Below are 22,996 nucleotides of genomic sequence, written 5' to 3'. Positions count from 1 at the left end.
CACTCACCAGGAATGAACCGTCCTGGTGAGTGATACTCAGGCGTATCGCTTTAACAAGATGCTGGCATTGACGCCACCAAAACCAAAGCCGTTACTGATGGCATATTCAATTTTCATTTTCATAGGCTGGGATTTTATGAAATTGAAATGTTCTGCCTGCGCATCTGCTTGGGTCAGGTTTTGAGTATGTGGCGCAATCTGGTCTCTGAGAGAAAGAGCAGTAAAGATCGCTTCTATGCCACCGGCAGCCCCTAACAGATGGCCGGTTGCAGATTTGGTTGACGAAATAGCAACTGGGCTATGTTCTCCAAATACCGTTTTAATCGCCTGAATCTCGCAAGCGTCTCCTACTGGTGTTGAAGTGGCATGGGCATTGAGGTGTTGTATCTGATCGGGGTTGATATCCGCCATGCGGATCGCTGTCTCCATCGCACGTTTTGCGCCATCTCCATCTTCAGGCCCTGAAGTGATGTGATAAGCGTCAGCAGAAGTGCCGTAGCCGACGATCTCCGCGATAGGTGTTGCGCCGCGTGCAATGGCATGACTGAGTTTTTCTATCACCAATACGCCGGCGCCTTCGCCCATCACAAAACCATCACGTTGAGCGTCGAATGGACGCGAAGCTTGCTCTGGAGTGTCATTAAAAGCCGATGACAATGCTCTGGCGGCGGCGAATCCGCCCAGACTAACCAGATCAATGCAGGCCTCAGCTCCACCGCAGACTGCCACATCCACTTCACCGGAATGTATCATGCGGGCAGCATCGCCAATCGCTTGCACACCTGCTGCGCAGGCAGTCACTGGCGCGCCTATCGGGCCTTTAAAACCATATCTGATCGAAATATGACCTGCTGCCAGATTGACTAAAAAAGAGGGAATAGTGAAAGGGGATAGCCTGGATACACCTCTGGCGTCAGTGGTGCGTACCGCATTAGCGATCGCCGGAAAACCGCCTATGCCAGAGGCGATGACAGTCGCAGTCCTGGATTGCTCTCTCTCCGTTTTAGGATGCCAACCTGCCTGTTTGATAGCCTCCTCAGCGGCAATAATCGCAAATTGAATGAATCTATCCATTTTCTTCAGCTCTTTGCTGGAAATCACCTGCTCAGGATCAAACCCAGCCACTGAGTCCTCGGACTTATCCGGGACTATGCCTGCAACTTTGCTATTCAGGTGATCGGCTATATTGGCGGCTAGTTTTTTGATTCCAGATTGGCCCGAAAGTAAGCGCTGCCAAACATGTTCTACACCACAGCCAAGTGGAGAAACTATCCCCATCCCAGTAATCACTATTCTGTCCATATCTTCCTTTGACATAACGATCTACAATGTAACTTTTATAATTGAAGTCACTATACTATAGTTACTTCTATAATGAAAGTTACGTGATTTTGCTATGAAAAATAAGAGCTTGGAAAAAATGCACTGCCCGATCGCAAGAAGTCTTGAGCATGTTGGCGAGTGGTGGAATATCTTGATTTTACGAGATGCCATGCTGGGCACATCAAAGTTTGATGATTTCCAGAATAATCTGGGCATCGCCACCAGTACCTTGACCCGGCGCTTGAACGGTATGGTTGAATCTGGGTTGCTGGTCCGTCATCTCTACTGCGAGAAGCCTCCCAGGTATGAATACAAGATCACGCAAAAAGGCCTGGATTTCAGGCCGGTGTTATTGACTATCATGCAATGGGGTAACAAATACTATGCCGAAGATGGGCTTAAGATGGTGTTAGTCGATGTTGATAGCGGTGCACCTGTAGATCTGGTGCTGGTTGATAAAACAACCCATAAAGAAATCGATGCAGTTCAGCACAAAACATTATCAGTTGTAGCTTGAGTGATGGGCTGAAAGTTTTGGTGCAAAATCTAGCTACTCAATTTCAAAGAAAGTATCAATAAAAAGGCCTCTAAATAGTGATTTAGAGGCCTTTTAAATTACCTGTTAATTAACTCAAAAGCTGAGTATCAGGCTGCGAAATTCTTGGCCGCAAATTCCCAGTTAGCCAGGCTGGCCAGGAAGGTCTCTACGAATTTTGGACGTGCATTGCGGTAGTCGATGTAGTAAGCATGTTCCCACACGTCTATAGTCAGCAGGGCGGTTTCACCTGTGGTCAGTGGCGTGCCGGCTGCGCCTGTGTTGAGGATATCAACTGTGCCATCGGCTTTTTTCACCAGCCAGGTCCAGCCTGAACCAAAGTTACCTACGGCTGAAGCCTGGAAGGCTTTTTTGAATTCTTCAAAAGAACCCCATTTGGCCTTGATGGCATCGGCCAATGCACCTGTAGGTTCGCCGCCGCCGTTAGGAGACAGGCTGTTCCAGAAGAAGGTGTGGTTCCACACCTGTGCTGAGTTGTTATAGATACCGCCGGAAGATTTTTTGATGATCTCTTCCAGGCTGGCATTTTCAAACTCGGTGCCCTTGATCAGGTTGTTGAGGTTGGTCACATAAGTCTGGTGGTGTTTGCTGTAGTGGTAGTCAAACGTTTCTGCTGAAATATGTGGTGCTAATGCATCTTTGGCAAACGGTAATGGGGGTAAGGTATGTTCCATGGTGTTTCCTTTTTTATGGTGTGTTGATTGAAATGCGATTGAAAAAATCTTGTTAAAAAGTCTTGTTAAGACGCAGTTATTTTTATGGGTGTCACATCCAGTGTGCTGTTTAGAACAGCTAGACCGGTAAAAGGTTTAGCGGTTTAATGGGTTATTTTGCCATATTTTGCTATGCCGTAACACGCGGCCTGGGCATATTCTTACACTAACAAAGCCTTATTTCTGGCAAAAGCTTATTTCTTACGTGCACGCGGGTGCGCCGCATCGTAGATCTTGCTCAGGTGCTGAAAATCGAGGTGGGTATACACCTGCGTGGTGCTGATGTTGGCGTGGCCCAGCATCTCCTGCACCGCACGCAGGTCACCGCTGCTCTGTAATACATGGCTGGCAAAGCTGTGACGTAACATATGCGGGTGCACGTGGTTATGCAGGCCTTGTTTGACTGCCCAGTCATTCACGCGCATCTGTATGCTGCGACCACTGATACGCCGGCCTTGCTGGCTGATAAACACCGCGGTTTCGGCCGGGCGTTTGCTCAACCACAGCGGGCGCACGCTCAACCACGCCTGCATGGCAGCAATGGCTTTGCTGCCCAGCGGCACCATGCGGGTCTTGTTGCCCTTGCCGATCACGGTGACTATGCCTTGCTGCAGGTCCAGCCGCTCCAGGTCCAGGCCGACCACTTCACTGAGCCGCAGGCCGGATGAGTAGAACAACTCCAGCATGGCGCGGTCACGCATCACCATGGGGTCATCACCTTCCAGCTCTACCAGTTTGTTGGTTTGCTCTATAGACAGCGCATGCGGCAGAGTTTTGGGTGACTTGGGTGCGCGCAAGCCTATCACCGGGTTAGCAGGGAACTGATGATGCAGCACCAGATAGTGGAAAAACCCGCGCCAGCTGGAGAGTATGCGGGCGATGCTGCGGCCACTCAGGCCCTGGCTGTGCAGGCTGGCGATATTGCGCCGTATCTGTTGCGCGGTCAGCGTTCTCAGCTCTTGCGCGTGCTGTTTTAACAGCAGGCTGATATCGCGCTGGTAGTTGTTGCGGGTATGTTCACTCAGGCCGCGTTCAAAGTGCAGAAAGTCCAGGTAATCATCCAGCAGCTCATGCATGCTGCTTACCCCGCAGGTGATGTTCTACGCTGACAATTGCCGCAAGAATATGCCTCTTGGCGGAAACCTCAGCGGGGGCTTTCATATGATGTATCTGGCAAGCGAGGCGCTGACCAGCTCGCCTATCCTGTTTAAAAACAAGGTACCCATGCCGGCATAAAAGCGGCTGCGCTGTTCACTGGGGATAGCCAGCAGGCCAAAGGTCACTTCCTGATAGCGCATGGGGATCACTGCCAGCGAAGCCGGTGACTCGGTGAACCAGCCGGCGATATCCATGGTAGGCAGGGTGCCACAGTAAGGCTGGCTTAAATCCTTGGCCCAGTTTTTGAGTGACTCTTCAGCGTCTAGGAAAATGTCGTCGGCGGCATGGATCTCATTGGTCCACAGCCTGAGCCTGGCGTTCGGCAACTGAAAGTGCGTAGCCAGGAACTCCACCAGATGTGCATGTAATGCCGGCACATCTTTGGCAAACAGCAGTCCCAGCGTTAATTCATGCACCTTGTTGGCGGTGGCTTCGTTTTCTTCTGCCGTCAATATCAGCTCGGTGAAGCGTGATTCCAGCACGCGTATCTTGTCGCGCTGGGCGATCTGCTGGCGTTCTGCCAGCGAGATGGTGCCTTTGCCATGCGGACTGGGCAGGAACAACTCGGCCAGCAAGTGCGCATGGCTTTCAAAGAAGTCCGGATGCGCTTTCAGGTAATGCTTGATATCGTTTTCGTTAATGCTGTCTTCCATCATGCTTCTATCATCTGCTTAAATTTCAATGTCGCCTTCAAAGACGATGTCTGCGGGGCCTGTCATCATCACCGGGCTATCGTTACCGTTCCAGCTGATGGTCAATATGCCACCACGCGTATGTACTTTGACCGGGCTTTGCAAGGTGCCCAGCTGTATGCCGCTGACTGCGGCGGCACAGGCGCCGGTGCCGCAGGCCAGGGTTTCACCACTGCCGCGTTCGTAAACGCGCAGGTTGATCTCATGTTCGTTCAGTACCTGCATAAAGCCGGCATTCACGCGTTGCGGAAAGCGCGGGTGTGACTCTATCTGTGGCCCCAGGCTGGCTACTTCGGCAGTGTGCACATTGTCTACCAGCATCACCGCATGCGGGTTGCCCATAGAGACGGCGCTGATAGTCACTACCTCATCCTGCAGTGGCAGTTCGTAAGCGGTCGCCTGGTCGGCGGCCTCAAACGGGATCTGTGCCGGGGCGAATCTTGGTGCACCCATATCCACCGTGACCTGGCCGTCATCCTGCAGGGTCAGGGTCAGGTTGCCGCTGGCTGTTTCTACCTTGATCTCGCGTTTGCTGGTCAGGCCTTTGTCGACCACAAAACGCACAAAGCAACGGGCACCGTTGCCACATTGCTCGACTTCGCTGCCATCGGCATTGAAGATACGGTAGCGGAAATCTATGCCGGGCGTGTCTGTGCTTTCTACCATAAGCAACTGGTCGCAACCGACACCGAAATAGCGGTTGGCAATGTGCTGTATCTGCGTGTGAGATAAGTGTACAGGCGCTTGCGTCGCATCAATGACCACAAAGTCATTGCCGGCGCCCTGCATTTTGGTGAATCTGAGTTTCATGGCTTGAAATGATACTCTAACCAGCCCGGCAATGGCAGCTTGCGCATAACATTTATTCCGATACAAAGGCAAACTCGGGTAGAATCTTGCTTCCTTTTAGGTGCCGGCTTCAGCCTTTAGTCGGTGTCATTGATCAACCATTTTTACTTTTCAAGGCGTCAAACATGAGTGAATATCTTTTTACTTCGGAATCGGTTTCCGAAGGCCATCCCGATAAACTGGCTGATCAGGTGTCTGACAGCATACTGGATGCAATTCTTGCCCAGGACCCGACTGCCCGCGTTGCTGCCGAAACACTGGCCAATACCGGCCTGATCGTGCTGGCTGGTGAAATCACCACCACCGCCAATGTCGATTACATCAAAGTGGCGCGCGATGCGGTGAAACGCATAGGCTACGACAATACTGATTACGGCATTGATTACAAAGGCTGCGCGGTATTGGTGGCTTATGACAAGCAATCGCCAGATATCGCCCAGGGCGTAGATAACGCCAATGATGACCCGCTGGACCAGGGTGCAGGCGACCAGGGCCTGATGTTTGGCTATGCGGTGAACGAGACCCCGCAACTGATGCCGTTGCCTATCTGGTTGAGCCACCGCGTGATGGAGCGCCAGGCACAACTGCGTAAAGATGGCCGTTTGCCATGGTTGCGCCCGGATGCCAAGTCGCAAGTCACTGTGCAATATATCGATGGCAAACCGCACAAGATAGATACCGTGCTGGTCTCAACCCAACACGCGCCTGAGATGTCGCTGGAAGCGATACGTGAAGCAGTGATCGAAGAGATCATCAAGCCTACCCTGCCTGCCGAGCTGATCAAGGGCGAGATCAAATTCCTGGTCAACCCGACTGGCCGTTTTGTGATCGGTGGCCCGCAAGGTGATTGTGGCCTGACCGGCCGCAAGATCATCGTTGACACCTACGGTGGCGCAGCCCCGCACGGCGGCGGTGCTTTCTCCGGTAAAGACCCTTCCAAGGTAGACCGTTCTGCGGCTTATGCTGGCCGCTATGTGGCCAAGAATATCGTGGCGGCTGGCCTGGCAGACAAATGCCTGGTGCAAGTCAGTTACGCCATCGGCGTGGCGCAGCCTACCTCTATCATGGTAGAAACCTACGGCACAGGCAAAATATCTGATGATAAATTGACACAGTTGGTGCGTGAGCATTTTGACCTGCGCCCTAAAGGCATAGTCAAAATGCTGGACCTGCTGCGCCCGATCTACACTAAAACCGCTGCCTATGGCCATTTTGGCCGTGACGAGCCGGAATTCACCTGGGAAGCGACCGATAAAGCGGCTGAACTGCGTGCTGCTGCCGGCTTGTGATCGCCAATAAAACATAGCTGCAAAAGTAATTTTGAAGAGGGCTTTTAGCCCTCTTTTTTTTCGATTTGTTGACGATATCAAGCGTAAGATGATGTGTATCAATTAAAAAGAGCAAAATACTTTAGCTGGCAGTATGTTAAAAACAATCGCCGTCAACCAGGTAAGAATCGGGATGTATATCCACGAGCTGAAAGGCCCATGGATGGATCATCCCTTTTGGCGCACCAAGTTCATCCTCAAGGATGAGTTGGACCTGCTCAAGCTCAGGGGCAGTGCGCTCAAGGAAGTGGTGATAGACAACACACGCGGGCTGGATGTGTTGCCAGAGCCTGAGCCGGTGGCAGAGACACTGACCGACAAAGAGCTGGCGCTCTTGGAGCTGGATGGCGTCGCTGAAGAAGTGATGCCTGGGGTGAAACAGATACCTGAAGTGAAACAGGTGCCGCTGGATGCCGAGCATCGCAAAGCGGCAAAAATCATCCAGTCCTCGCGGCGCGAGATCATGTCCATGTTTAAAGATCTGCGCATGGGCAAAGTGATAGAGGCGGCAAATGTGATGCCGCTGGTGGAGGAGATCTCCGCCTCGGTCACCAGGAACACGCATGCCTTGATCAGTCTGGTACGTTTGAAAACTGCGGATGATTACACCTATATGCACTCGATCGCAGTCAGTGCATTAATGACCAACCTGGCCAGAGAACTCAAATTATCCGAAGCCGAAGTCATGCAGGCCGGCCTGGCCGGACTGATGCATGACATGGGCAAAGCCGAAGTGCCGGTGCAGATCCTCAATAAGCCTGGTTCGCTCACAGACTATGAGTTCGATGTCATACGACTACACCCGCAGAAAGGCTATGACATGCTGCTCAAAGCCAATATCACCGACCCGGTGACGCTGGATGTATGTTTGCATCATCATGAAAAAATAGATGGTAGCGGCTATCCTGGTCATCTGGCGGGCGACAATATCAGCATTTATGCGCGCATGGGTGCTATCTGTGATGTCTATGATGCCCTCACTTCCACCCGTGCCTACAAGCCGGGCTGGGAGCCAGGTATCGCCCTCAAGCGCATGGCTTCCTGGAATGGCCATTTTGACCCTAAAGTGCTGGAAGCTTTTGTGAAGAGCATGGGCATCTACCCGATAGGCACGGTGGTGATGCTCAAGTCCGGCCGTCTGGCAGTGGTGGTGCGCCAAACTCCGGACAATCTGTTAATGCCAGTGGTGAAAGCATTTTTCTCCACCAAATCACTGGTGCATATACCGGTTGAGGAGATAGATCTCTCCCGGCAGGGTGCCGATGAGATCGTCAGCAACGAATCTGCCATGAGCTGGGGCATAGGCAATATCGAACATTTATGGGCTGCGCAATAAGCGCAGGTTGACATGGTTTGACAGGCACATGCCAATAAAAAAGGAGCCTGAGGCTCCTTTTTTATTGCTCATCACCCTAAGGGCGACATTACTCTGCTGCTTTTTTTGTACGCTTGGCCGCTGCCGGTTTTGCCGCTGCTGCTTTCTTGGGGGCGGCAGTGGTGGCTTTGCTTGCCGGTGTTTTTTTAGCGGCAGCTTTTTTGGCGGGTGCTTTTTTCGCTGCCGGTTTTCTGCCGGTGGCTTTGCCGCCGCCTTTGGCCGCTTTCTCGGTCAGTAATTCCAGCGCCTGTTCCAGTGTCAGCTCTTCTGGCGTCACGCTTTTTGGCAGGGTGGCACGTATGCCTGCATGTTGCACATAAGGGCCAAAGCGGCCGGAGAATACTTCTACCCGGCCTTCGCCAGAAGGGTGTGCGCCCAGATCGGCCAGTACCGCCGGGCCGCTGGCTGCTGCCAGCAGGGCCACGGCGCCAGCCAGGTCTATACCAAACACACTCTCGCTTTTGGGGATGGATTTGAATTTGCCGTCATGATTCACATACGGGCCGAAACGGCCGATGTTGGCAATGATCTTCTTGCCGGTTTCCGGATGGCTGCCGAGGTCGCGTGGCAAACTCAACAGCATGTGTGCGGTATCGATATTCACCTGGCTGAGCGGGATCTCTTTAGGGATGCTGACGCGCTTGGGCTTTTTCTTCTCGCCTTCGACCGGCAGGCCGACTTGCAGATAAGGGCCATACGGGCCATTCATAAGATAGATCTCTTTGCTGGTTTCGGCATCCAGGCCTATGACTACCGGCTCGCTGGCGGCATTGGCTTCGCCATCCAGGTTGCGTTTGTAATCACATTTTGGCGTGGCGTTGTAGCCGGTACAGCCAATAAAGCTGCCATAGCGGCTGAGCTGTTTCTGCAGCTGGCGGCCACATTTAGGGCATAGCTCGTCTATAAGCTCATTACCCGGGCGTTCAACATCGGCCTTGCCTATGATCTGCTGGTTAAAACCCTGCCAGAACTTGTCCATCACCGGTATCCAGTCCAGGTTACCTTCGGCGATCTCATCCAGTTCGTTTTCCAGCTTGGCGGTGAAGTCGTAATCCACGTACTGGGTAAAATGTTCGGTGAGGAACTTGTTCACCACGCGGCCTACATCGGTAGGCGTAAAGCGTTTTTTATCGAGGATGACGTATTCGCGGTCTTGCAGGGTGGAGATGATGCTGGCGTAGGTGGAAGGGCGACCTATGCCGTATTCTTCCAGTGCTTTGACCAGGCTGGCTTCTGAGTAGCGTGGCGGTGGTTCGGTAAAGTGTTGTTCGCCAAAGATCTTTTCTACCGTCAGCACTTCACCGGTTTCCAGATGCGGCAGTTTTGCCTCTGCATCTTCGTCTTCCTTGTCGTCATCCTTGCCTTCCATATACACGGCAATAAAGCCGGGGAAGATCAGGGTCTGGCCGCTGGCGCGGAACAGTGTCGCCTCGCTGCCCACTGCCAGGTCTACGCTGACGGCATCGTATTTGGCCTGGGTCATCTGGCAGGCCAGGGTACGCTTCCAGATCATTTCATACAGTTTGAACTGCTCGTCGTTGAGGTACTGGCGCACACTGGCGGGCGTGCGGGTGATGTCGGTAGGGCGTATCGCCTCGTGCGCTTCCTGCGCATTTTTGGCTTTGGTTTTGTACATGATGGGCGATTTTGGCAGGTAGTCTGCATCAAAATGCTTTTTCACGTAATCACGTATCTGCATGACTGCTTCTGCGGCCAGGCTGAAAGAGTCGGTACGCATATAGGTGATCAGGCCGACGGTGCCGCTGCCTACGTCCATACCTTCGTACAATTGCTGCGCCACGCGCATGGCGCGGCTGGTGGTAAAGCCCAGTTTACGCACTGCTTCCTGTTGCAGGGTAGAGGTGGTGAACGGCGCGGCCGGGCTGCGGCTGCGTTGTTTTTTCTCTACGCGGGTGACCGTGGTCTTGCCGGCCGAGGCCAGCAACAGTTTGCCTACGATATCTGCCTGCTGGTCATGCTGGGTGACGGTGAACTGTTCCACCTTTTGCCCATTGAGCTGTACCAGCTTGGCATCAAAGCCGTGCGCATGCTTGAGCGCACTCATATGGATGCTCCAGTATTCCTGGCTGGTAAAGGCTTCTATCTGCAGTTCGCGTTCTACGATCAGGCGCAAAGCCGGGCTCTGCACCCGGCCTGCGGATAAGCCTCTACGAATCTTTTTCCACAACAGCGGCGATAAATTAAAGCCGACCAGATAATCGAGTGCGCGGCGCGCCTGCTGCGCATTGACCAGGTCCATAGAGATATCACGCGGATGATCTATGGCATGTTTGACTGCCGTTTGCGTGATCTCGTTGAATTCCACCCGTTTGATCAGCTTGTTTTTAACCAGGTTTTTTTCCGCCAGGATCTCGGCGATATGCCAAGAGATGGCTTCGCCTTCACGGTCCGGGTCGGTCGCCAGGTAGATGCTGTCTGCATGTTTCACTGCTTTGGCGATCGCATCCACATGCTTGCTGTTGCGATCGATAATGTCGTACTTCATCGCAAACTGCTGGGTGGGGTCCACCGCACCGTTCTTGGGGATCAGATCGCGGACGTGTCCGTATGAAGCCAGGACTTCAAAATCGCTACCCAGATACTTTTTCAGGGTCTTGGCTTTTGACGGTGATTCAACGATAAGCAGTTTAGACATTAGGTGGCGTATATAAGAGTTGGCTAGATAATAGCAAGCGTTCTGACGAATAGACAACCTATCCGTGCTGAAAGTCCATATTTTTTAAGTCTTTGCTGCATCAGAGCTTATTTATTCTTCCGTCGCCACTGAAACCGGGAAAGGTTTGCGCGCAAACTCTATGCGTTTGTCATCCTGCGCGGCGATAGTCAGCGCCATGTCGCCAGGTGAGAATTTTTCATGATCGAACATAGGGTCTTCATCTTCTTCTTTGGCCTGGCTCAGGTGCTTGAAATCATACAGGTCAAAGTCAGCCAGGTGCGAAGGCTCTACATTGCCTATGGCACGGAATATATTGTTGATACGCCCGGGTTGCTCGCGTTCCCAGTTGTTGAGCATATCCTTGATTTTTTGCCGTTGCAGGTTTTCCTGGCCGCCACATAGATCGCACGGAATGATAGGGAACTGCATGGCGCGGGCATAAGCCGCAATGTCTTTCTCGGCACAATACGCCAGCGGGCGTATGACCATGAACTCACCGCGGTTGGTGGCGAGCTTGGGTGGCATGGCTTTCATCTTGGCACCATAAAACATGTTCAGGAACAAGGTCTGCACGATGTCGTCGCGGTGGTGGCCAAGGGCGATCTTGGTCGCGCCCAGCTGCTGTGCCGTGGTGTAGATGATGCCGCGACGCAGGCGCGAACACAGGCTGCAAGTGGTCTTGCCTTCGGGAATCTTTTCTTTGACGATGGAATAGGTGTCTGCCTCGACTATGCGGTATTCCACGCCCAGTTGCTCCAGGTAGCGTGGCAGCACATCTTCAGGAAAGCCCGGCTGCTTCTGGTCCAGGTTCATCGCGATCAATTTAAAATTGATAGGCGCGCGCTCCTGCAAGGCCAGCAAGATCATCAGCATGGCATGGCTGTCTTTACCGCCGCTCATGCACACCAGCACGGTGTCGCCTTCTTCTATCATATTGTAGTCGCCGATGGCTTTGCCGGTCGCACTGATCAACTGATTGCGCAGTTTCAGGAAGTTTTGGCTGACATCGTCTGGGTAGTGTTTGGTCTTCATAGGCGCGCATTATAGCGGAAAGCGATCTAAAGTCACGCTAAGTCTTTGATTATGATGGTTGATTTAAGCCTGCCTGCCCTGGCGCCGCCTGAGCTTGATGACAGGCCAGCTTGTAGTAGCCGCTTGCAGTGCCAGCTGGCTTAAATGCTCAGGTGGCGGCCACCGTCCACCGCCAGCACATGCCCGGTCACAAACGGCGCGTCCTCGATCAGGAACTTCACCGCTTTGGCGATATCCGCCGGTTCACCGGTGCGTTTGAGCAGGGTCTGGTTAATGACCTGCTGGCGGTAGCTTTCATCAAACTCCTGATTGTCGTCCGGCCATAACACCGGCCCCGGTGCCACCGCGTTGACCCGCACTCTGGGGCCGAGTTCCTGCGCCAGTGATTTGGTCAGGCTGACCAGCCCGGCTTTCGCCGCACTATAAACAATGTAATGTTTTTTCGGGCGCTCTATATGCATGTCGGTGATATTGACTATGCAACCCTCACTAGCCTGCAGCGCATCGGCCGCCGCCTGGCTGAGGAACAAAGGCGCTTTCAGGTTGCTGCCCATCAGGTCTTCCCAGTGCTCAGCATTGATAGACCCCAGTTGGGTCGGATAGTAGCTGGAAGCATTATTCACCAGCGCGTCCAGTCGCCCGAACTGCTGCACGGTCGCCGCCACCAATAATGGCAATTCGGCAGTGTCCAGCAGGTTGGCCTGCCGGATAGCCACACTGCCGGGCCGTATTGCATTCAGCTCGTCCTGCAGCGTCTGGGCCTGAGCCGTGCTGGTGTGGTAGTGCAGCATGATACTGGCACCATGGCGGTGCAGTTCGCGCGCAATGGCAGCGCCCACACGTTTGGCTCCCCCGGTAATTAAAACGACCTTGGTTGCTTGCATGGCGACTTGCTGGGCTGCTGGATTGGAATTCACGTTGCACTCTTTATTCTGGACTGGTCACATTATAATAGCTGTATGACTGCGCAAACCATTTCTTCACGATTGCCTGCACTGGATGCAACGGCGCAACAGCATAGCGCAGCTATGATCGCGCATCTGCGGCAGCAGATACAACATCACGGCGGCTGGATCTCATTTGCAGATTATATGCACAGCGCGCTCTATACTCCGCACCTGGGATATTACAGTGGTGACGCTAATAAGTTCGGCGATAGCGGTGATTTTGTCACCGCGCCGGAGATCTCGCCGCTGTTTGCACGCGCATTAGCCAACCAGGTACAGCAGGTGCTGAGCCAGACCGGCGGTGATGTGCTGGAACTGGGCGCCGGCACCGGCAAACTGGCCAGTGGCGTGCTGCTACAACTCAGTGAGGCAGGGCAGTTGCCTGGCCGCTATTACATCCTCGATGTCAGTGCCAGCCTGCGCGAACGGCAGCAGCAACACTTGCAAGCCACATTGCCGCCAGCGCTATTCTCCCGCGTGCACTGGCTGGATACGCTCCCCGACACTTTTACCGGCGTAGTGCTGGGCAATGAAGTGCTGGATGCGATCGCAGTACAGTTGATCCACTGGCACAACGGACAATGGCAGGAACGCGGCGTGGTCTATGAGCAGGGTTTCGCCTGGCAGGACAGGCCGCTGCAAGAGTTCTCACTGGCAGCACATATAGATCACAGCCAGCTGCCGGATAACTATCTCACCGAAATCTCCCCCGCCGGGCAAGGCCTGATCACCAGCCTGACAACAATATTGCAGCAAGGCCTGATCCTGATGCTGGATTACGGCTTTTCCGCGCGTGAGTACTATCACCCGCAACGTAGCCAGGGCACGCTGATGTGCCACTTTCAGCATTATGCGCATGATGATCCGTTCATCTACCCCGGCTTGCAGGACATCACAGCCCATGTCGATTTCACCGCCATGGCAGAAACGGCACTCGCACACGGAGCCAGTTGCGCCGGGTACACCTCTCAGGCGCAGTTTTTGATGAATTGCGGCATTTTGCAGCTGTTGCAAACCATCTCTCCTGAAGATAGCGGGCGTTATTTACCTGCGGTGGCAGCAGTGCAAAAGTTGCTTTCTCCGGCGGAGATGGGGGAGTTGTTTAAGGTGTTGGCGTTGACCAAAAGGGTGGAATTGCCGTTGCTGGGGTTTTTGCAGGGGGATAAGCGGCATCAGTTGTGATTGTTGTTTTCAGAACTAGCCAGTAGCTGAGTTGTATGGAAAGCGGTTGCTTACTTCAATAGCCCGTCATTCCGGCGGAGGCCGGAATCTAGGCAAAATTCATTCATAGCTTGGTTGCAACAAAGAACTGTCGTTGCACTTTCTATGAAGTTCTAATCGGTATTTCTTTAAATGGTTCTGTGCTCAGATTCGGCATTTTATTTCGCCATTCGGCGAGTTATTTTTCCTTGGATGGTTCAGTGTTCTATTTCACCGTTCTTTTTCGCCTCTAGGCGAGTGTCTTTTCTTTGTGTGCCCAAAGAAAAGGCACCAAAAGAAAGGGCACCCTAGCATCCGCTTTTTCCCTGCGTTGCTCGACAACGTGGGCGTCCAACGAAACTCGCCCTAGCGGCTTGCACACTACGCAAGCCACCGCGGAACTCGAACAGACGCTGGCCGACCCCTCCCACGCTGCCTGCCCTACTCGGCGCGTCAGATAGGGGACCCGGAAAGACACTACGCGGTTATTTCAGTGAATCTGCTTACAGCGCATCCCGCTTAACCATTGAGAAAAGCAATTTACTAAGCGACCATTGCCCATGGATGTTGACCATTGTGTCACCGTGGTGGTGTTGACTTTGGGCCCCTATCTGACGCGCCGAGTAGCGGAGTCAAAATAAGGAGGAAGGGAGCGACTGTCTGAGCTCCGCAACAAGCCACGAAGTGTGTGGCTTGTCAGGGCGAGTTTCGCGAGCGCTTATTTTGATGAGCAACGCAGGAAACAAGCGGAAGCTAGGGTGCATTTCTTTTGGTTACGTTTTCTTTGGGCAAGCAAAGAAAAGTAACTCGCCTAGAGGCGAAATAAAACGCTAAAACAGAGCGCAAACGGAGCACTAAACCATCCAAAGAAATACCGATTAGAAATTCACAGGCAGATAGTGCATCACTCCCCCAGCGCAGTCCGCACAGAGTTTGCAAGCCAAAAAAATCAACTCGCCTATAGGCGATAAGCAACGCTACTTAAACCCACCACCATGAAGACGAATCCTCTACAAAAAAGAAATCTTCCCCCTGCCAAATGCTAAGGAAATTCACGCTCTAAAGTATAATGCGCCCCATGACTGAAATCGATCAAACACCTGAATCCTCCGAAGCCCCTTACCAACGCCGCATCCGCAGTTTCGTCCTGCGCCAGGGGCGGTTGACCAAAGGGCAGGAGCGCGCCCTACAAACCGGCTGGCCGCAGTTCGGGATTGAATACGCCGCGCAGGCCTTAGACCTGGCGCAGGCTTTTGGGCGTGGCGACAGCCCGAAAATCCTCGAGATCGGTTTTGGTATGGGCGATGCCACTGCCAAGATCGCGCAGACTTTGCCGGCAAGCGATTTCCTCGCGGTTGAAGTACATACCCCGGGTGTCGGCGGTTTGCTCAAGCTGATGCAGGAAGGCGATATTTCTAATATCCGTATCGTGCAGCACGACGCGGTTGAAGTTTTACAGAATATGCTGGCCGACGGCTCCCTCGATGCCGTACATATTTTCTTCCCCGACCCGTGGCATAAAAAGCGTCATCACAAACGCCGGCTGATACAAGCCGAGTTTGTGCAGTTGCTTTGCGCAAAGCTGAAAGCGGGCGCTTACATTCATGTGGCGACTGACTGGCAGGAGTATGCCGAGTGGGTGCTGGAAGTGTTGCGTGCTGAGCCGCAGTTGCAGAATACGGCAGTGGATTATGCGGAGAAGCCAGCTTACCGGCCACTGACCAAGTTTGAGAATCGTGGCCTCAAGCTGGGCCATGGCGTGTGGGATCTGGTGTTTAAGCGTAAAGCTTAAAGCGATGGCAGATGTAGCAGGCTGCCGTTGTTAGTCAGGTAAGGGTTGCGCTGCTGCCGGGTCGGTGTCAGCGGTTAAAAACCATTCGCCGAGTACTTTTTCAGCTTCATCCACGCCCTGTTTCTTCAGGCTGGAAAATAATTGCACGCTGATCTCGTCACCCCAGGTCTCTTTCAGTTCTTTGCGCACTTTGTTCAGGGTGATGGTCGATTCACCACGCGATAATTTATCACTCTTGGTCAGCAGCACATGCACCGGTTTGCCTGTGGGGCAGAACCAGTCCAGCATCTGTTTATCAAGCGGTGTGAGCGGATGGCGGCTATCCATCACCAGCACCAGTCCAGCCAGGCTGCGGCGTTCACTTAAGTAGCGCGATAACACATTTTGCCAGTGGTTGCGCATGGCTTCTGGTACTTTGGCGTAGCCGTAGCCGGGCAAGTCGACCAGATGCTTGTCATCGCCCAGCGTGAAAAAGTTGATTAACTGGGTGCGGCCCGGCTGTTTACTGACGAATGCCAGGCGGTTATGGTTGGCCAGGGTGTTGAGCGCGCTGGATTTGCCGGCATTGGAACGTCCGGCAAAGGCGACTTCTATGCCGCTGGCAGGCGGCAGGTCGCGTAAATGATGTGCCGAGATATGAAAGCGGGCGTTTTGGAAAACTGGCATGGTGGGGTTGAGTTGCCTCAAGGTTTTATGGACTATTCAGCTGTGAATGCTATCACGAACAGGGTTTGTTTGATAAAATGGCGCCAAATAAAATGTTGGGGCATTGAATTATGTTGAAGAGTTTTAAAGCAGGGTTGTTGGTACTGCTGGTAACGGGCATTCAGCCTGCATTTGCCGAAGAGGCTGCTACTACCGAAGCAGCGCCTGCGGTGAATAGTCCAGAAAAAGTGGTGCAGAATGTGTGTGCGGCCTGTCATGGCGCGGATGGTAACAGTGTGATCACGGCTAACCCGAAACTGGCTGGCCAGCATCCTGAGTACCTGCTCAAGCAATTGACCAATTTTAAAGATGGTACACGCGCTAACGCGGTGATGAGCGGTATGGCCAGTGCCCTGAGCCAGGAAGATATGGAAGGCGTTGCCAAATACTTCTCCAGCCAAAGTATCAAATTGGCCAAAGCTAAAGAAAACGGCAAGGGCTCTCTGGGTGAGAAGATTTATCGTGGCGGTATCGCGGCGACTAAAACACCAGCCTGTGCGGCCTGTCATGGCGTGACTGGTGCCGGTTTGCCCAAGCAGTTCCCGCGTCTGGCCGGCCAGCATACTGAATACACGGTACAGCAGTTGCGTACTTTCCGCACCGGTGAGCGTGCCAATGCGCCTATGATGGCGACCATAGCCGCCAAAATGAGCGATGCTGAAATGCAGGCGGTTGCAGATTATATCCAGGGTCTGCGTTAAGCTGAGCAACACTGAGAAAGGTGGCCACGGCCACCTTTTTTGCTAAGTGTGGTTTTTGCGGCATGCAGACACACTCAGTGATCTTTCTCAGCCCGCCCGGGGTTAAACCATGCAAGCTTTTATTATCCATGTCGTCCATCAGTGTGCGTGCAACGTTGACTGCGTTTGACGTGGACTCCTGCCCTCCATCACCTAAGCCAGATTTGAAGAGAACATATTGAAAGCGCCCGTTCCTTTATCCCAGCGTGTCTACGAACTCATGAGTTCTATGCGCTTTGCCGTGAGCCTGCTGACCCTGCTCGGCGTGGCCGCTATCATTGGTACTGTGCTCAAGCAGAACGAGCCTTACCAGAATTACATCATCAAGTTTGGCCAGTTCTGGTTTGAGATGTTTGAAATGCTGGGTCTGCTCGATGTCTATCACGCGGCCTGGTTCCTGTTGATCCTGTTGTTCCTGGTGATTTCAACCACGCTGTGTGTGTTGCGCAATACGCCGCTGATGCTCAAAGAGTGGCGTGCCTACAAGGAAAACGCCACCGAGAAATCGCTGCGCCTGTTCAGCCACCAGACCAGTCTGCCGACTAGCCAAAGCGTTGCTGAAACGCAATCCCGCCTGAGCGAGTTTTTAACCGCAGAGCGCTATCGCTTTAAAACCAAACAGCACGACAACGGCGATGTGCTGTTTGCCGCGCGCCTGGGCACCCATCAGCGCCTGGGCTATATTTTCACGCATGCGGCTATCGTGGTGATCTGCTTTGGCGGCTTGCTGGATGGCAATCTGCCGCTGAAAGTGCAAGAGCTGCTGGGCCTGAAAAAGATAGAGACCCGCGATATCGCCACGCGCAAAGTGCCTGAAGAAAGCCGCCTGGGCGTGAATAATCTTTCCTTCCGCGCCAATATGACCTTGCCGGAAGGTGAGCGCGACAATGTGGCTTTTGTACGCGTGCGCGATGGTTACCTGGTGCAGGACCTGCCGTTCACGGTGGGGCTTAAGGATTTCCGTATCGAACATTACCCGACCGGTATGCCCAAGTCGTTCGAGAGCGATATCATCATTACCGATCCCGACTTGCCCAAGCCGATAGAAACTACCATACGCGTCAATCACCCCTATATCCACAAAGGGATCGCCATCTATCAATCTGATTTCCAGGATGGCGGCTCACAACTCAAATTCAAGTTGTGGAACCTGGCGGCGGCCAAGCTGGACAGCTTTGATGTGGATGGCGTGATCCTGCAGAAGGGCGCGCTGGGCGAAGGGGCGCAAAAGTTGAGCGTGGAGTTCAACGAGTTCCGCCAGTTCAATATCCTCAACCTGTCCAAAGATGGCAAAGGCAAGCCGCACAATGTAGGGCCGAATACCACGCTGAAATTGCGCAATGCCAGCGGCCAGGCACGTGAATATGTCAATTACATGCAGCCATTGCAGTTGGATGGCCGTGCCTATTTTGTCTCCGGCATGCGCGAGACGGTGCAGGAAGAATTCAAATACTTGCGGATACCAGCAGATGACGAGCTGGAGATCACCGGCTTTATGGCCTTGCGCCAGACCATGCGTGACGATGCGGCTATGCGTGAGATTGCCAGCCAGGTAGCCAAGCAGATGCCTAGCGGCAATGCGCAACTGAAAGCGCAGTTTGAGCAAAGCTTGCAACAGCTATTGTTGACCTTTAAGCGTGGCGGCTATAGCGAGCTTTCCAAGATCATTGAAAATGCCGTGCCTAAAGACCAGCGCGAGCAGGCGGCGCAAACCTACCTCAAACTGTTGAACACCGCTGCGTTGCAGGCTTACCAGATCAGCCGGGCACAACGCAATCTGGCACCAGCCGAGCCAGACCAGGCGACTGCCATCTTTATCCAGGATAGCCTGAATGCCATGAATGACCTGTTTTTCTATGGCACACCGTATTATTTCCAGTTGAAGGATTACACGCTTAAACAAGCCAGCGGCTTCCAGCTGACGCGCTCGCCCGGGCAAAACTGGGTCTACCTCGGTTCGGTGATGCTGGTATTAGGTATTTTTTCCATGTTTTATATCAGGGAACGACGGGTGTGGTTATTACTCAAACCCACACAGCAGGAGGTTTTGCTGGCGATGTCGTCTAACCGCAAAAACATGGATCTGGATCAGGACTTTGTCCGCATGCAACAGCAGCTTACCGGGCTGTTGCAAACACAGGCGACATCAGCGCCTGTTAATAGCTAGAGGGGAAATTCAATGAGTACATCATCAACATGGACCAAACCCACGTCCTTTTGGCAATCACTGACTGCCTATGACTGGTTGTATGCAGTGCTGCTGCTGGCGGGCGGCATTTTTTCCTACCAGCGTTATGCTGGGTATATGGATATCTACGAAGTCAGCTTTCTGTTCGGGGCGGTGGGCGTATTCAGTTATCTGGGCTGGCGCTGGCCGGCGATCGCCAGGCTGGTGCTCGGTGTGGCGGTACTGAGCCTGCTGGGCGTTTATTTCTACCAGGGGCAACTTGCGAATGGCGATAAGAATTTCTTTCTGAAGTTCTTCCTTTCCAGCCAGTTGGCCGTGATGTGGATGAATGTTCTGTTCGTACTGGCCATGCTCACTTACTGGCTGGCGCTGTTCCAGAAATCAGACTTTACGGCAAAAGTGGCTTCAGCCCTGACCTGGTCAGCCACCTTGTTCGGCTTTGTCGGGCTGATGGTGCGCTGGTATGAGTCGTACCTGATCGCGCCGGACATAGGCCATATCCCTATCAGCAACTTGTACGAAGTGTTTATTTTATTTTGCCTGATCACCGCGCTGCTTTACCTGCACTACGAGCAACTGTTCAAGACGCGTCAGTTAGGCGGCATTGTGCTGATAGTGATCAACGCCGCCGTAGGCTTTATCCTCTGGTATACCTATGTGCGACATGCCAATGAGATACAGCCACTGGTGCCGGCATTGCAAAGTTACTGGATGAAGATACACGTGCCAGCCAACTTTATCGGCTACGGTGCCTTCTCACTGGCGGCCATGGTCGCCGGCGCTTACCTGCTGGTGAGGAAAGGCGTGCTGGCAAGCCGCTTGCCGGCATTGCATGTGCTGGACGACCTGATGTACAAGGCCATCGCCATCGGTTTTGCCTTCTTTACTATTGCCACCATTCTGGGTGCGATGTGGGCGGCAGAGGCGTGGGGCGGTTACTGGTCATGGGACCCAAAAGAGACCTGGGCATTGATCGTCTGGTTGAACTATGCCGCCTGGTTGCACCTGCGCCTGATGAAAGGTTTGCGTGGCACCATACTGGCCTGGTGGGCGCTGGTTGGCCTGCTGGTCACCACCTTTGCCTTCCTGGGTGTGAATATGTTCCTCAGTGGATTGCATTCATACGGCACCTTGTAACACCCGCTAACTGACTTATACAGTCATCTTGTGATGGGCAGGCGTGAATAGCGCCTGCCCATTTGCTTATATCTCTCCCTATGCTGAAAGACTCATCGCCAACGGATATTTACTTTAGTTAATAAATGTTAATATCGCAGATGCCGGACCCAATCTTACTCGGGTCGGCAGGGTGCTTCTTAAACATAAAGGAGGATGCGATATGAACAGGCAACAAGGGTTTAGCTTGATCGAGTTAGCGATTGTGCTGGTGATTGCAGGGTTGTTGCTGGCCGGCGTGATGCGCGGCCAGGAATTGATCGCAAATGCCAAGGTGAAAAGCCTGGCCAGCGATTTCAGGAATATCCCCACTTATTTTTACGCCTACCAGGACCGCTTTCGCGCGCTGCCTGGCGATGATCACGCCGCTGTGGCACATTTAGGCAACGCTAACATTGCCAGTACCGCTGGTCAGCAGCAAAACGGTTTGATACAAGGGGCCTGGAATTCGGAAAGTGCAAGCGATGAGTCGTTTCTGCTGTGGCAGCATTTGCGGGCTGCCGGTTTGGCCAGCGGCACTACCGATATAAACAGTGGGCAATATGCCCCAAGAAACAGCGAAGGTGGCCGGCTGGGGGTCACCAGTGTAGGTGCATTAAGCGCAGTGACCAGCGGTACTTTTAATAGCGCGCATGCCCTGTGCTCAGACGGGATTATAGGCAGATATGCCACTCAACTGGACACCATGCTCGATGATGGCGCAGGCAATGGCGGCGCGATGCGCATAGTGCTCAGCAGCACACCGGGGACTGGCGTGGCAACGCCAGACCCAGCTACGCCGTACTTAGTTTGCATGAGTTTTTAGTGTAGAATACAACACATCTAGAGCGCAAAAAGCCTGTTTTACGGGCTTTTTCTTTTATGCGTTATACATACATAATTCTAAACGCATTCTGATTTAGAATGAGAGCCGCTTGCAAACGAAACCAACCACATGGCCCAATCAATCGTAGAAATTAAAGAGCTTTCCTTTGGCTACAAAGGTAAATTGTTGCATCACGGCATCAATATGACCTTTCCAAAAGGCAAGGTGGTGGCGATCATGGGCGGTAGCGGTAGTGGTAAAACCACCTTGTTACGCCTGATAGGCGGCCAGCTCAAACCTACCAAAGGTGAGGTGCTGGTCAGTGGCGAAGTGGTGCACAAACAAGACCGCGAAGGCATTTACCGCCTGCGCAGAAAAATGGGCATGCTGTTTCAACACGGCGCCCTGTTCACCGATTTATCCGTGTTTGAGAACGTCGCTTTCCCTATCCGTGAGCATACCGATCTGCCGGAAAGCATGATACGTGACCTGGTATTGATGAAGCTGAATGCCGTTGGTTTGCGCGGGGCACATGCTTTAAAGCCGACCGAGCTTTCAGGCGGTATGGCACGGCGGGTGGCGCTGGCCAGGGCGATTGCGCTGGACCCTAGCATCATCATGTATGACGAGCCGTTTGCCGGGCTGGACCCTATTTCTATGGCGGTGATCTGTGACCTGATCCGCAGCCTGAATGACGCGCTGGGGGCGACTTCTATCATTGTGACGCACGATGTGGAAGAAACCTTCCAGTTTGCCGATTATGTGTATTTTGTAGCCAATGGCGTAGTTGCTGCCGAAGGTACGCCTGATGATTTGCGCAACTCTGAATTGCCTTTCGTGCACCAGTTCGTGCATGGTGAAAAAGATGGTCCGGTGCCTTTCCATTATGCGGCGCCCGAGTATCACGCCAGTTTGTTAAGAGGGGCACGTTGATGCGCAAACTAGAACGCCTGCTCAGTAAACTTGGCGCTGGTTTTATTAATAAAATGTGGCGGTTTGGCGCCGGTGCCCGCTTGTTCGGGCTGACGCTAATCTCTTCTGGCGAGAGTTTCCGCCGCTTTCGGCTGACCGTACGCGAAGTGTATTTCACCGGCGTGTTGTCGCTGATCATTATCCTGGTGTCGGCATTCTTTGTCGGCATGGTACTGGCCTTGCAGGGTTACCATACCTTGCAGCGCTATGGTTCTTCAGAGGCCATAGGCGTGCTGGTGGCACTGGCGCTGGTGCGTGAACTGGGCCCGGTGGTGACTGCCTTGCTGTTTGCCGGCCGCGCCGGCACTGCCATCACCGCCGAGATCGGCCTGATGAAGGCCACCGAGCAGCTTTCTGCCATGGAGATGATGGCGGTCAGCCCTATCTCGCGCGTGATCGCGCCCAGGTTCTGGGCCGGTGTGATCGCCATGCCGGTGCTGGCGACGCTGTTCACCATGATGGGTATCCTGGGTGGCTATATGGTGGCCGTGCCCCTGATAGGCGTAGATGCCGGGGCGTTCTGGTCGCAGATGCAGGCCAATGTAGATTGGGAATACGACATCCTGAATGGCGTATTCAAAAGTGTGGTGTTCGGTATCGCGTGTACCATGATCGCCTTGTTTGAAGGCTACGACGCACCACCGACTGCAGAAGGCGTCAGCCGGGCAACCACACGCACAGTAGTGACGTCGTCACTGGCAGTATTGGCACTGGATTTTATGTTAACCGCGTTTATGCTCGGCTAAATAAAAAATATACGAGGGAGTA

General features: G+C 53.3%; 20 protein-coding genes. 11 read left to right on the top strand and 9 right to left on the bottom strand.

Annotation, left to right across the window (positions count from 1 at the left end; all coding sequences use genetic code 11):
• Window positions 1-36: 36 nt before the first annotated feature.
• Window positions 37-1,302: a beta-ketoacyl-ACP synthase II gene (fabF, locus tag ACFQ1Z_RS09075; RefSeq protein ID WP_379057068.1), complete on the bottom strand. Its 1,266-nt coding sequence runs from the start codon at window positions 1,300-1,302 to the stop codon at window positions 37-39.
• Window positions 1,303-1,396: 94 nt separating this feature from the next.
• Here fabF and ACFQ1Z_RS09070 point away from each other — a divergent pair, with 94 nt between their 5' ends.
• Entirely contained in the window at window positions 1,397-1,840 is a 444-nt protein-coding gene (locus ACFQ1Z_RS09070; protein ID WP_379057067.1) for a winged helix-turn-helix transcriptional regulator, read from the top strand.
• A 128-nt stretch (window positions 1,841-1,968) separates the two neighbouring features.
• Here ACFQ1Z_RS09070 and ACFQ1Z_RS09065 read toward each other — a convergent pair whose 3' ends face one another.
• From ACFQ1Z_RS09065 to dapF, 4 genes are all read right to left on the bottom strand, one after another.
• Window positions 1,969-2,553: a superoxide dismutase gene (locus tag ACFQ1Z_RS09065; protein ID WP_379057066.1), complete on the bottom strand. Its 585-nt coding sequence runs from the start codon at window positions 2,551-2,553 to the stop codon at window positions 1,969-1,971.
• Between the two features lie 233 nt (window positions 2,554-2,786).
• Window positions 2,787-3,668 carry a tyrosine recombinase XerC gene (gene xerC / locus ACFQ1Z_RS09060; protein ID WP_379057065.1) on the bottom strand — a complete coding sequence of 294 codons (882 nt, stop codon included), beginning with the start codon at window positions 3,666-3,668 and terminating at the stop codon, window positions 2,787-2,789.
• 81 nt (window positions 3,669-3,749) lie between these two features.
• Entirely contained in the window at window positions 3,750-4,406 is a 657-nt protein-coding gene (locus tag ACFQ1Z_RS09055; RefSeq protein ID WP_379057064.1) for a DUF484 family protein, read from the bottom strand.
• 15 nt (window positions 4,407-4,421) lie between these two features.
• Entirely contained in the window at window positions 4,422-5,252 is an 831-nt protein-coding gene (dapF, locus tag ACFQ1Z_RS09050) for a diaminopimelate epimerase (RefSeq protein ID WP_379057063.1), read from the bottom strand.
• Window positions 5,253-5,416: 164 nt separating this feature from the next.
• Between dapF and metK the strand changes: the two genes are divergently transcribed.
• Both metK and ACFQ1Z_RS09040 read left to right on the top strand, forming a co-directional pair.
• The gene (gene metK, locus ACFQ1Z_RS09045) at window positions 5,417-6,580 is read left to right on the top strand and encodes a methionine adenosyltransferase (protein ID WP_379057062.1); all 1,164 of its coding nucleotides are present in this window, start codon (window positions 5,417-5,419) and stop codon (window positions 6,578-6,580) included.
• Between the two features lie 133 nt (window positions 6,581-6,713).
• Window positions 6,714-7,955, top strand: coding sequence for an HD-GYP domain-containing protein (locus ACFQ1Z_RS09040; protein WP_379057061.1), 1,242 nt, complete (start codon window positions 6,714-6,716; stop codon window positions 7,953-7,955).
• Window positions 7,956-8,043: 88 nt separating this feature from the next.
• On the opposite strand, the gene topA is transcribed toward ACFQ1Z_RS09040, so the two are convergent.
• The 3 genes from topA to ACFQ1Z_RS09025 all read right to left on the bottom strand — a co-directional run bounded on the left by topA (window position 8,044) and on the right by ACFQ1Z_RS09025 (window position 12,587).
• Window positions 8,044-10,650, bottom strand: a complete 2,607-nt coding sequence (gene topA / locus ACFQ1Z_RS09035; protein ID WP_379057060.1) for a type I DNA topoisomerase — start codon at window positions 10,648-10,650, stop codon at window positions 8,044-8,046.
• Window positions 10,651-10,761: 111 nt separating this feature from the next.
• Window positions 10,762-11,703, bottom strand: coding sequence for a tRNA 2-thiocytidine(32) synthetase TtcA (gene ttcA, locus ACFQ1Z_RS09030; RefSeq protein WP_379057059.1), 942 nt, complete (start codon window positions 11,701-11,703; stop codon window positions 10,762-10,764).
• A 140-nt stretch (window positions 11,704-11,843) separates the two neighbouring features.
• Complete coding sequence (locus ACFQ1Z_RS09025; protein WP_379057206.1) at window positions 11,844-12,587, bottom strand: pteridine reductase; 744 nt, start codon at window positions 12,585-12,587, stop codon at window positions 11,844-11,846.
• A 75-nt stretch (window positions 12,588-12,662) separates the two neighbouring features.
• Here ACFQ1Z_RS09025 and ACFQ1Z_RS09020 point away from each other — a divergent pair, with 75 nt between their 5' ends.
• Both ACFQ1Z_RS09020 and trmB read left to right on the top strand, forming a co-directional pair.
• Window positions 12,663-13,832 carry a class I SAM-dependent methyltransferase gene (locus ACFQ1Z_RS09020; protein ID WP_379057058.1) on the top strand — a complete coding sequence of 390 codons (1,170 nt, stop codon included), beginning with the start codon at window positions 12,663-12,665 and terminating at the stop codon, window positions 13,830-13,832.
• Window positions 13,833-14,928: 1,096 nt separating this feature from the next.
• Complete coding sequence (gene trmB / locus ACFQ1Z_RS09015) at window positions 14,929-15,642, top strand: tRNA (guanosine(46)-N7)-methyltransferase TrmB (RefSeq protein ID WP_379057057.1); 714 nt, start codon at window positions 14,929-14,931, stop codon at window positions 15,640-15,642.
• 30 nt (window positions 15,643-15,672) lie between these two features.
• On the opposite strand, the gene yihA is transcribed toward trmB, so the two are convergent.
• Complete coding sequence (gene yihA, locus ACFQ1Z_RS09010; protein ID WP_379057056.1) at window positions 15,673-16,308, bottom strand: ribosome biogenesis GTP-binding protein YihA/YsxC; 636 nt, start codon at window positions 16,306-16,308, stop codon at window positions 15,673-15,675.
• A 110-nt stretch (window positions 16,309-16,418) separates the two neighbouring features.
• Here yihA and ACFQ1Z_RS09005 point away from each other — a divergent pair, with 110 nt between their 5' ends.
• The 6 genes from ACFQ1Z_RS09005 (at window position 16,419) to mlaE (ending at window position 22,974) form a co-directional block, all read left to right on the top strand.
• Window positions 16,419-17,048 carry a c-type cytochrome gene (locus ACFQ1Z_RS09005; RefSeq protein WP_379057055.1) on the top strand — a complete coding sequence of 210 codons (630 nt, stop codon included), beginning with the start codon at window positions 16,419-16,421 and terminating at the stop codon, window positions 17,046-17,048.
• A 268-nt stretch (window positions 17,049-17,316) separates the two neighbouring features.
• Window positions 17,317-19,254, top strand: coding sequence for a cytochrome c biogenesis protein ResB (locus ACFQ1Z_RS09000; protein ID WP_379057205.1), 1,938 nt, complete (start codon window positions 17,317-17,319; stop codon window positions 19,252-19,254).
• 12 nt (window positions 19,255-19,266) lie between these two features.
• Window positions 19,267-20,412: a c-type cytochrome biogenesis protein CcsB gene (gene ccsB, locus ACFQ1Z_RS08995; protein WP_379057054.1), complete on the top strand. Its 1,146-nt coding sequence runs from the start codon at window positions 19,267-19,269 to the stop codon at window positions 20,410-20,412.
• A gap of 202 nt (window positions 20,413-20,614) precedes the next feature.
• The gene (locus ACFQ1Z_RS08990; RefSeq protein WP_379057053.1) at window positions 20,615-21,256 is read left to right on the top strand and encodes a type II secretion system protein; all 642 of its coding nucleotides are present in this window, start codon (window positions 20,615-20,617) and stop codon (window positions 21,254-21,256) included.
• A 129-nt stretch (window positions 21,257-21,385) separates the two neighbouring features.
• Window positions 21,386-22,189 (top strand): ABC transporter ATP-binding protein, encoded by an 804-nt coding sequence (locus ACFQ1Z_RS08985; RefSeq protein WP_379057052.1) that lies wholly within the window; start codon window positions 21,386-21,388, stop codon window positions 22,187-22,189.
• Window positions 22,189-22,974 carry a lipid asymmetry maintenance ABC transporter permease subunit MlaE gene (gene mlaE / locus ACFQ1Z_RS08980; RefSeq protein WP_379057051.1) on the top strand — a complete coding sequence of 262 codons (786 nt, stop codon included), beginning with the start codon at window positions 22,189-22,191 and terminating at the stop codon, window positions 22,972-22,974. The genes ACFQ1Z_RS08985 and mlaE overlap by 1 nt, the downstream gene beginning before the upstream one ends.
• Window positions 22,975-22,996 lie beyond the last annotated feature (22 nt).

Origin of the sequence: Methylophilus luteus, from assembly GCF_042676265.1 — a bacterium.
Lineage (GTDB): Bacteria > Pseudomonadota > Gammaproteobacteria > Burkholderiales > Methylophilaceae > Methylophilus > Methylophilus luteus.
The sequence above is the reverse complement of the archived record's forward strand: the minus strand, read 5'-3'. Positions and strand labels throughout refer to the sequence as shown.

What these genes read in the sequence shown, in the direction of transcription:
- fabF (WP_379057068.1), bottom strand. Translation starts at nt 1,302, where the DNA reads ATGGACAGAATAGTGATTACTGGGATGGGGATAGTTTCTCCACTTGGC.
- ACFQ1Z_RS09070 (WP_379057067.1), top strand. Translation starts at nt 1,397, where the DNA reads ATGAAAAATAAGAGCTTGGAAAAAATGCACTGCCCGATCGCAAGAAGT.
- ACFQ1Z_RS09065 (WP_379057066.1), bottom strand. Translation starts at nt 2,553, where the DNA reads ATGGAACATACCTTACCCCCATTACCGTTTGCCAAAGATGCATTAGCA.
- xerC (WP_379057065.1), bottom strand. Translation starts at nt 3,668, where the DNA reads ATGCATGAGCTGCTGGATGATTACCTGGACTTTCTGCACTTTGAACGC.
- ACFQ1Z_RS09055 (WP_379057064.1), bottom strand. Translation starts at nt 4,406, where the DNA reads ATGATGGAAGACAGCATTAACGAAAACGATATCAAGCATTACCTGAAA.
- dapF (WP_379057063.1), bottom strand. Translation starts at nt 5,252, where the DNA reads ATGAAACTCAGATTCACCAAAATGCAGGGCGCCGGCAATGACTTTGTG.
- metK (WP_379057062.1), top strand. Translation starts at nt 5,417, where the DNA reads ATGAGTGAATATCTTTTTACTTCGGAATCGGTTTCCGAAGGCCATCCC.
- ACFQ1Z_RS09040 (WP_379057061.1), top strand. Translation starts at nt 6,714, where the DNA reads ATGTTAAAAACAATCGCCGTCAACCAGGTAAGAATCGGGATGTATATC.
- topA (WP_379057060.1), bottom strand. Translation starts at nt 10,650, where the DNA reads ATGTCTAAACTGCTTATCGTTGAATCACCGTCAAAAGCCAAGACCCTG.
- ttcA (WP_379057059.1), bottom strand. Translation starts at nt 11,703, where the DNA reads ATGAAGACCAAACACTACCCAGACGATGTCAGCCAAAACTTCCTGAAA.
- ACFQ1Z_RS09025 (WP_379057206.1), bottom strand. Translation starts at nt 12,587, where the DNA reads ATGCAAGCAACCAAGGTCGTTTTAATTACCGGGGGAGCCAAACGTGTG.
- ACFQ1Z_RS09020 (WP_379057058.1), top strand. Translation starts at nt 12,663, where the DNA reads ATGACTGCGCAAACCATTTCTTCACGATTGCCTGCACTGGATGCAACG.
- trmB (WP_379057057.1), top strand. Translation starts at nt 14,929, where the DNA reads ATGACTGAAATCGATCAAACACCTGAATCCTCCGAAGCCCCTTACCAA.
- yihA (WP_379057056.1), bottom strand. Translation starts at nt 16,308, where the DNA reads ATGCCAGTTTTCCAAAACGCCCGCTTTCATATCTCGGCACATCATTTA.
- ACFQ1Z_RS09005 (WP_379057055.1), top strand. Translation starts at nt 16,419, where the DNA reads ATGTTGAAGAGTTTTAAAGCAGGGTTGTTGGTACTGCTGGTAACGGGC.
- ACFQ1Z_RS09000 (WP_379057205.1), top strand. Translation starts at nt 17,317, where the DNA reads ATGCGCTTTGCCGTGAGCCTGCTGACCCTGCTCGGCGTGGCCGCTATC.
- ccsB (WP_379057054.1), top strand. Translation starts at nt 19,267, where the DNA reads ATGAGTACATCATCAACATGGACCAAACCCACGTCCTTTTGGCAATCA.
- ACFQ1Z_RS08990 (WP_379057053.1), top strand. Translation starts at nt 20,615, where the DNA reads ATGAACAGGCAACAAGGGTTTAGCTTGATCGAGTTAGCGATTGTGCTG.
- ACFQ1Z_RS08985 (WP_379057052.1), top strand. Translation starts at nt 21,386, where the DNA reads ATGGCCCAATCAATCGTAGAAATTAAAGAGCTTTCCTTTGGCTACAAA.
- mlaE (WP_379057051.1), top strand. Translation starts at nt 22,189, where the DNA reads ATGCGCAAACTAGAACGCCTGCTCAGTAAACTTGGCGCTGGTTTTATT.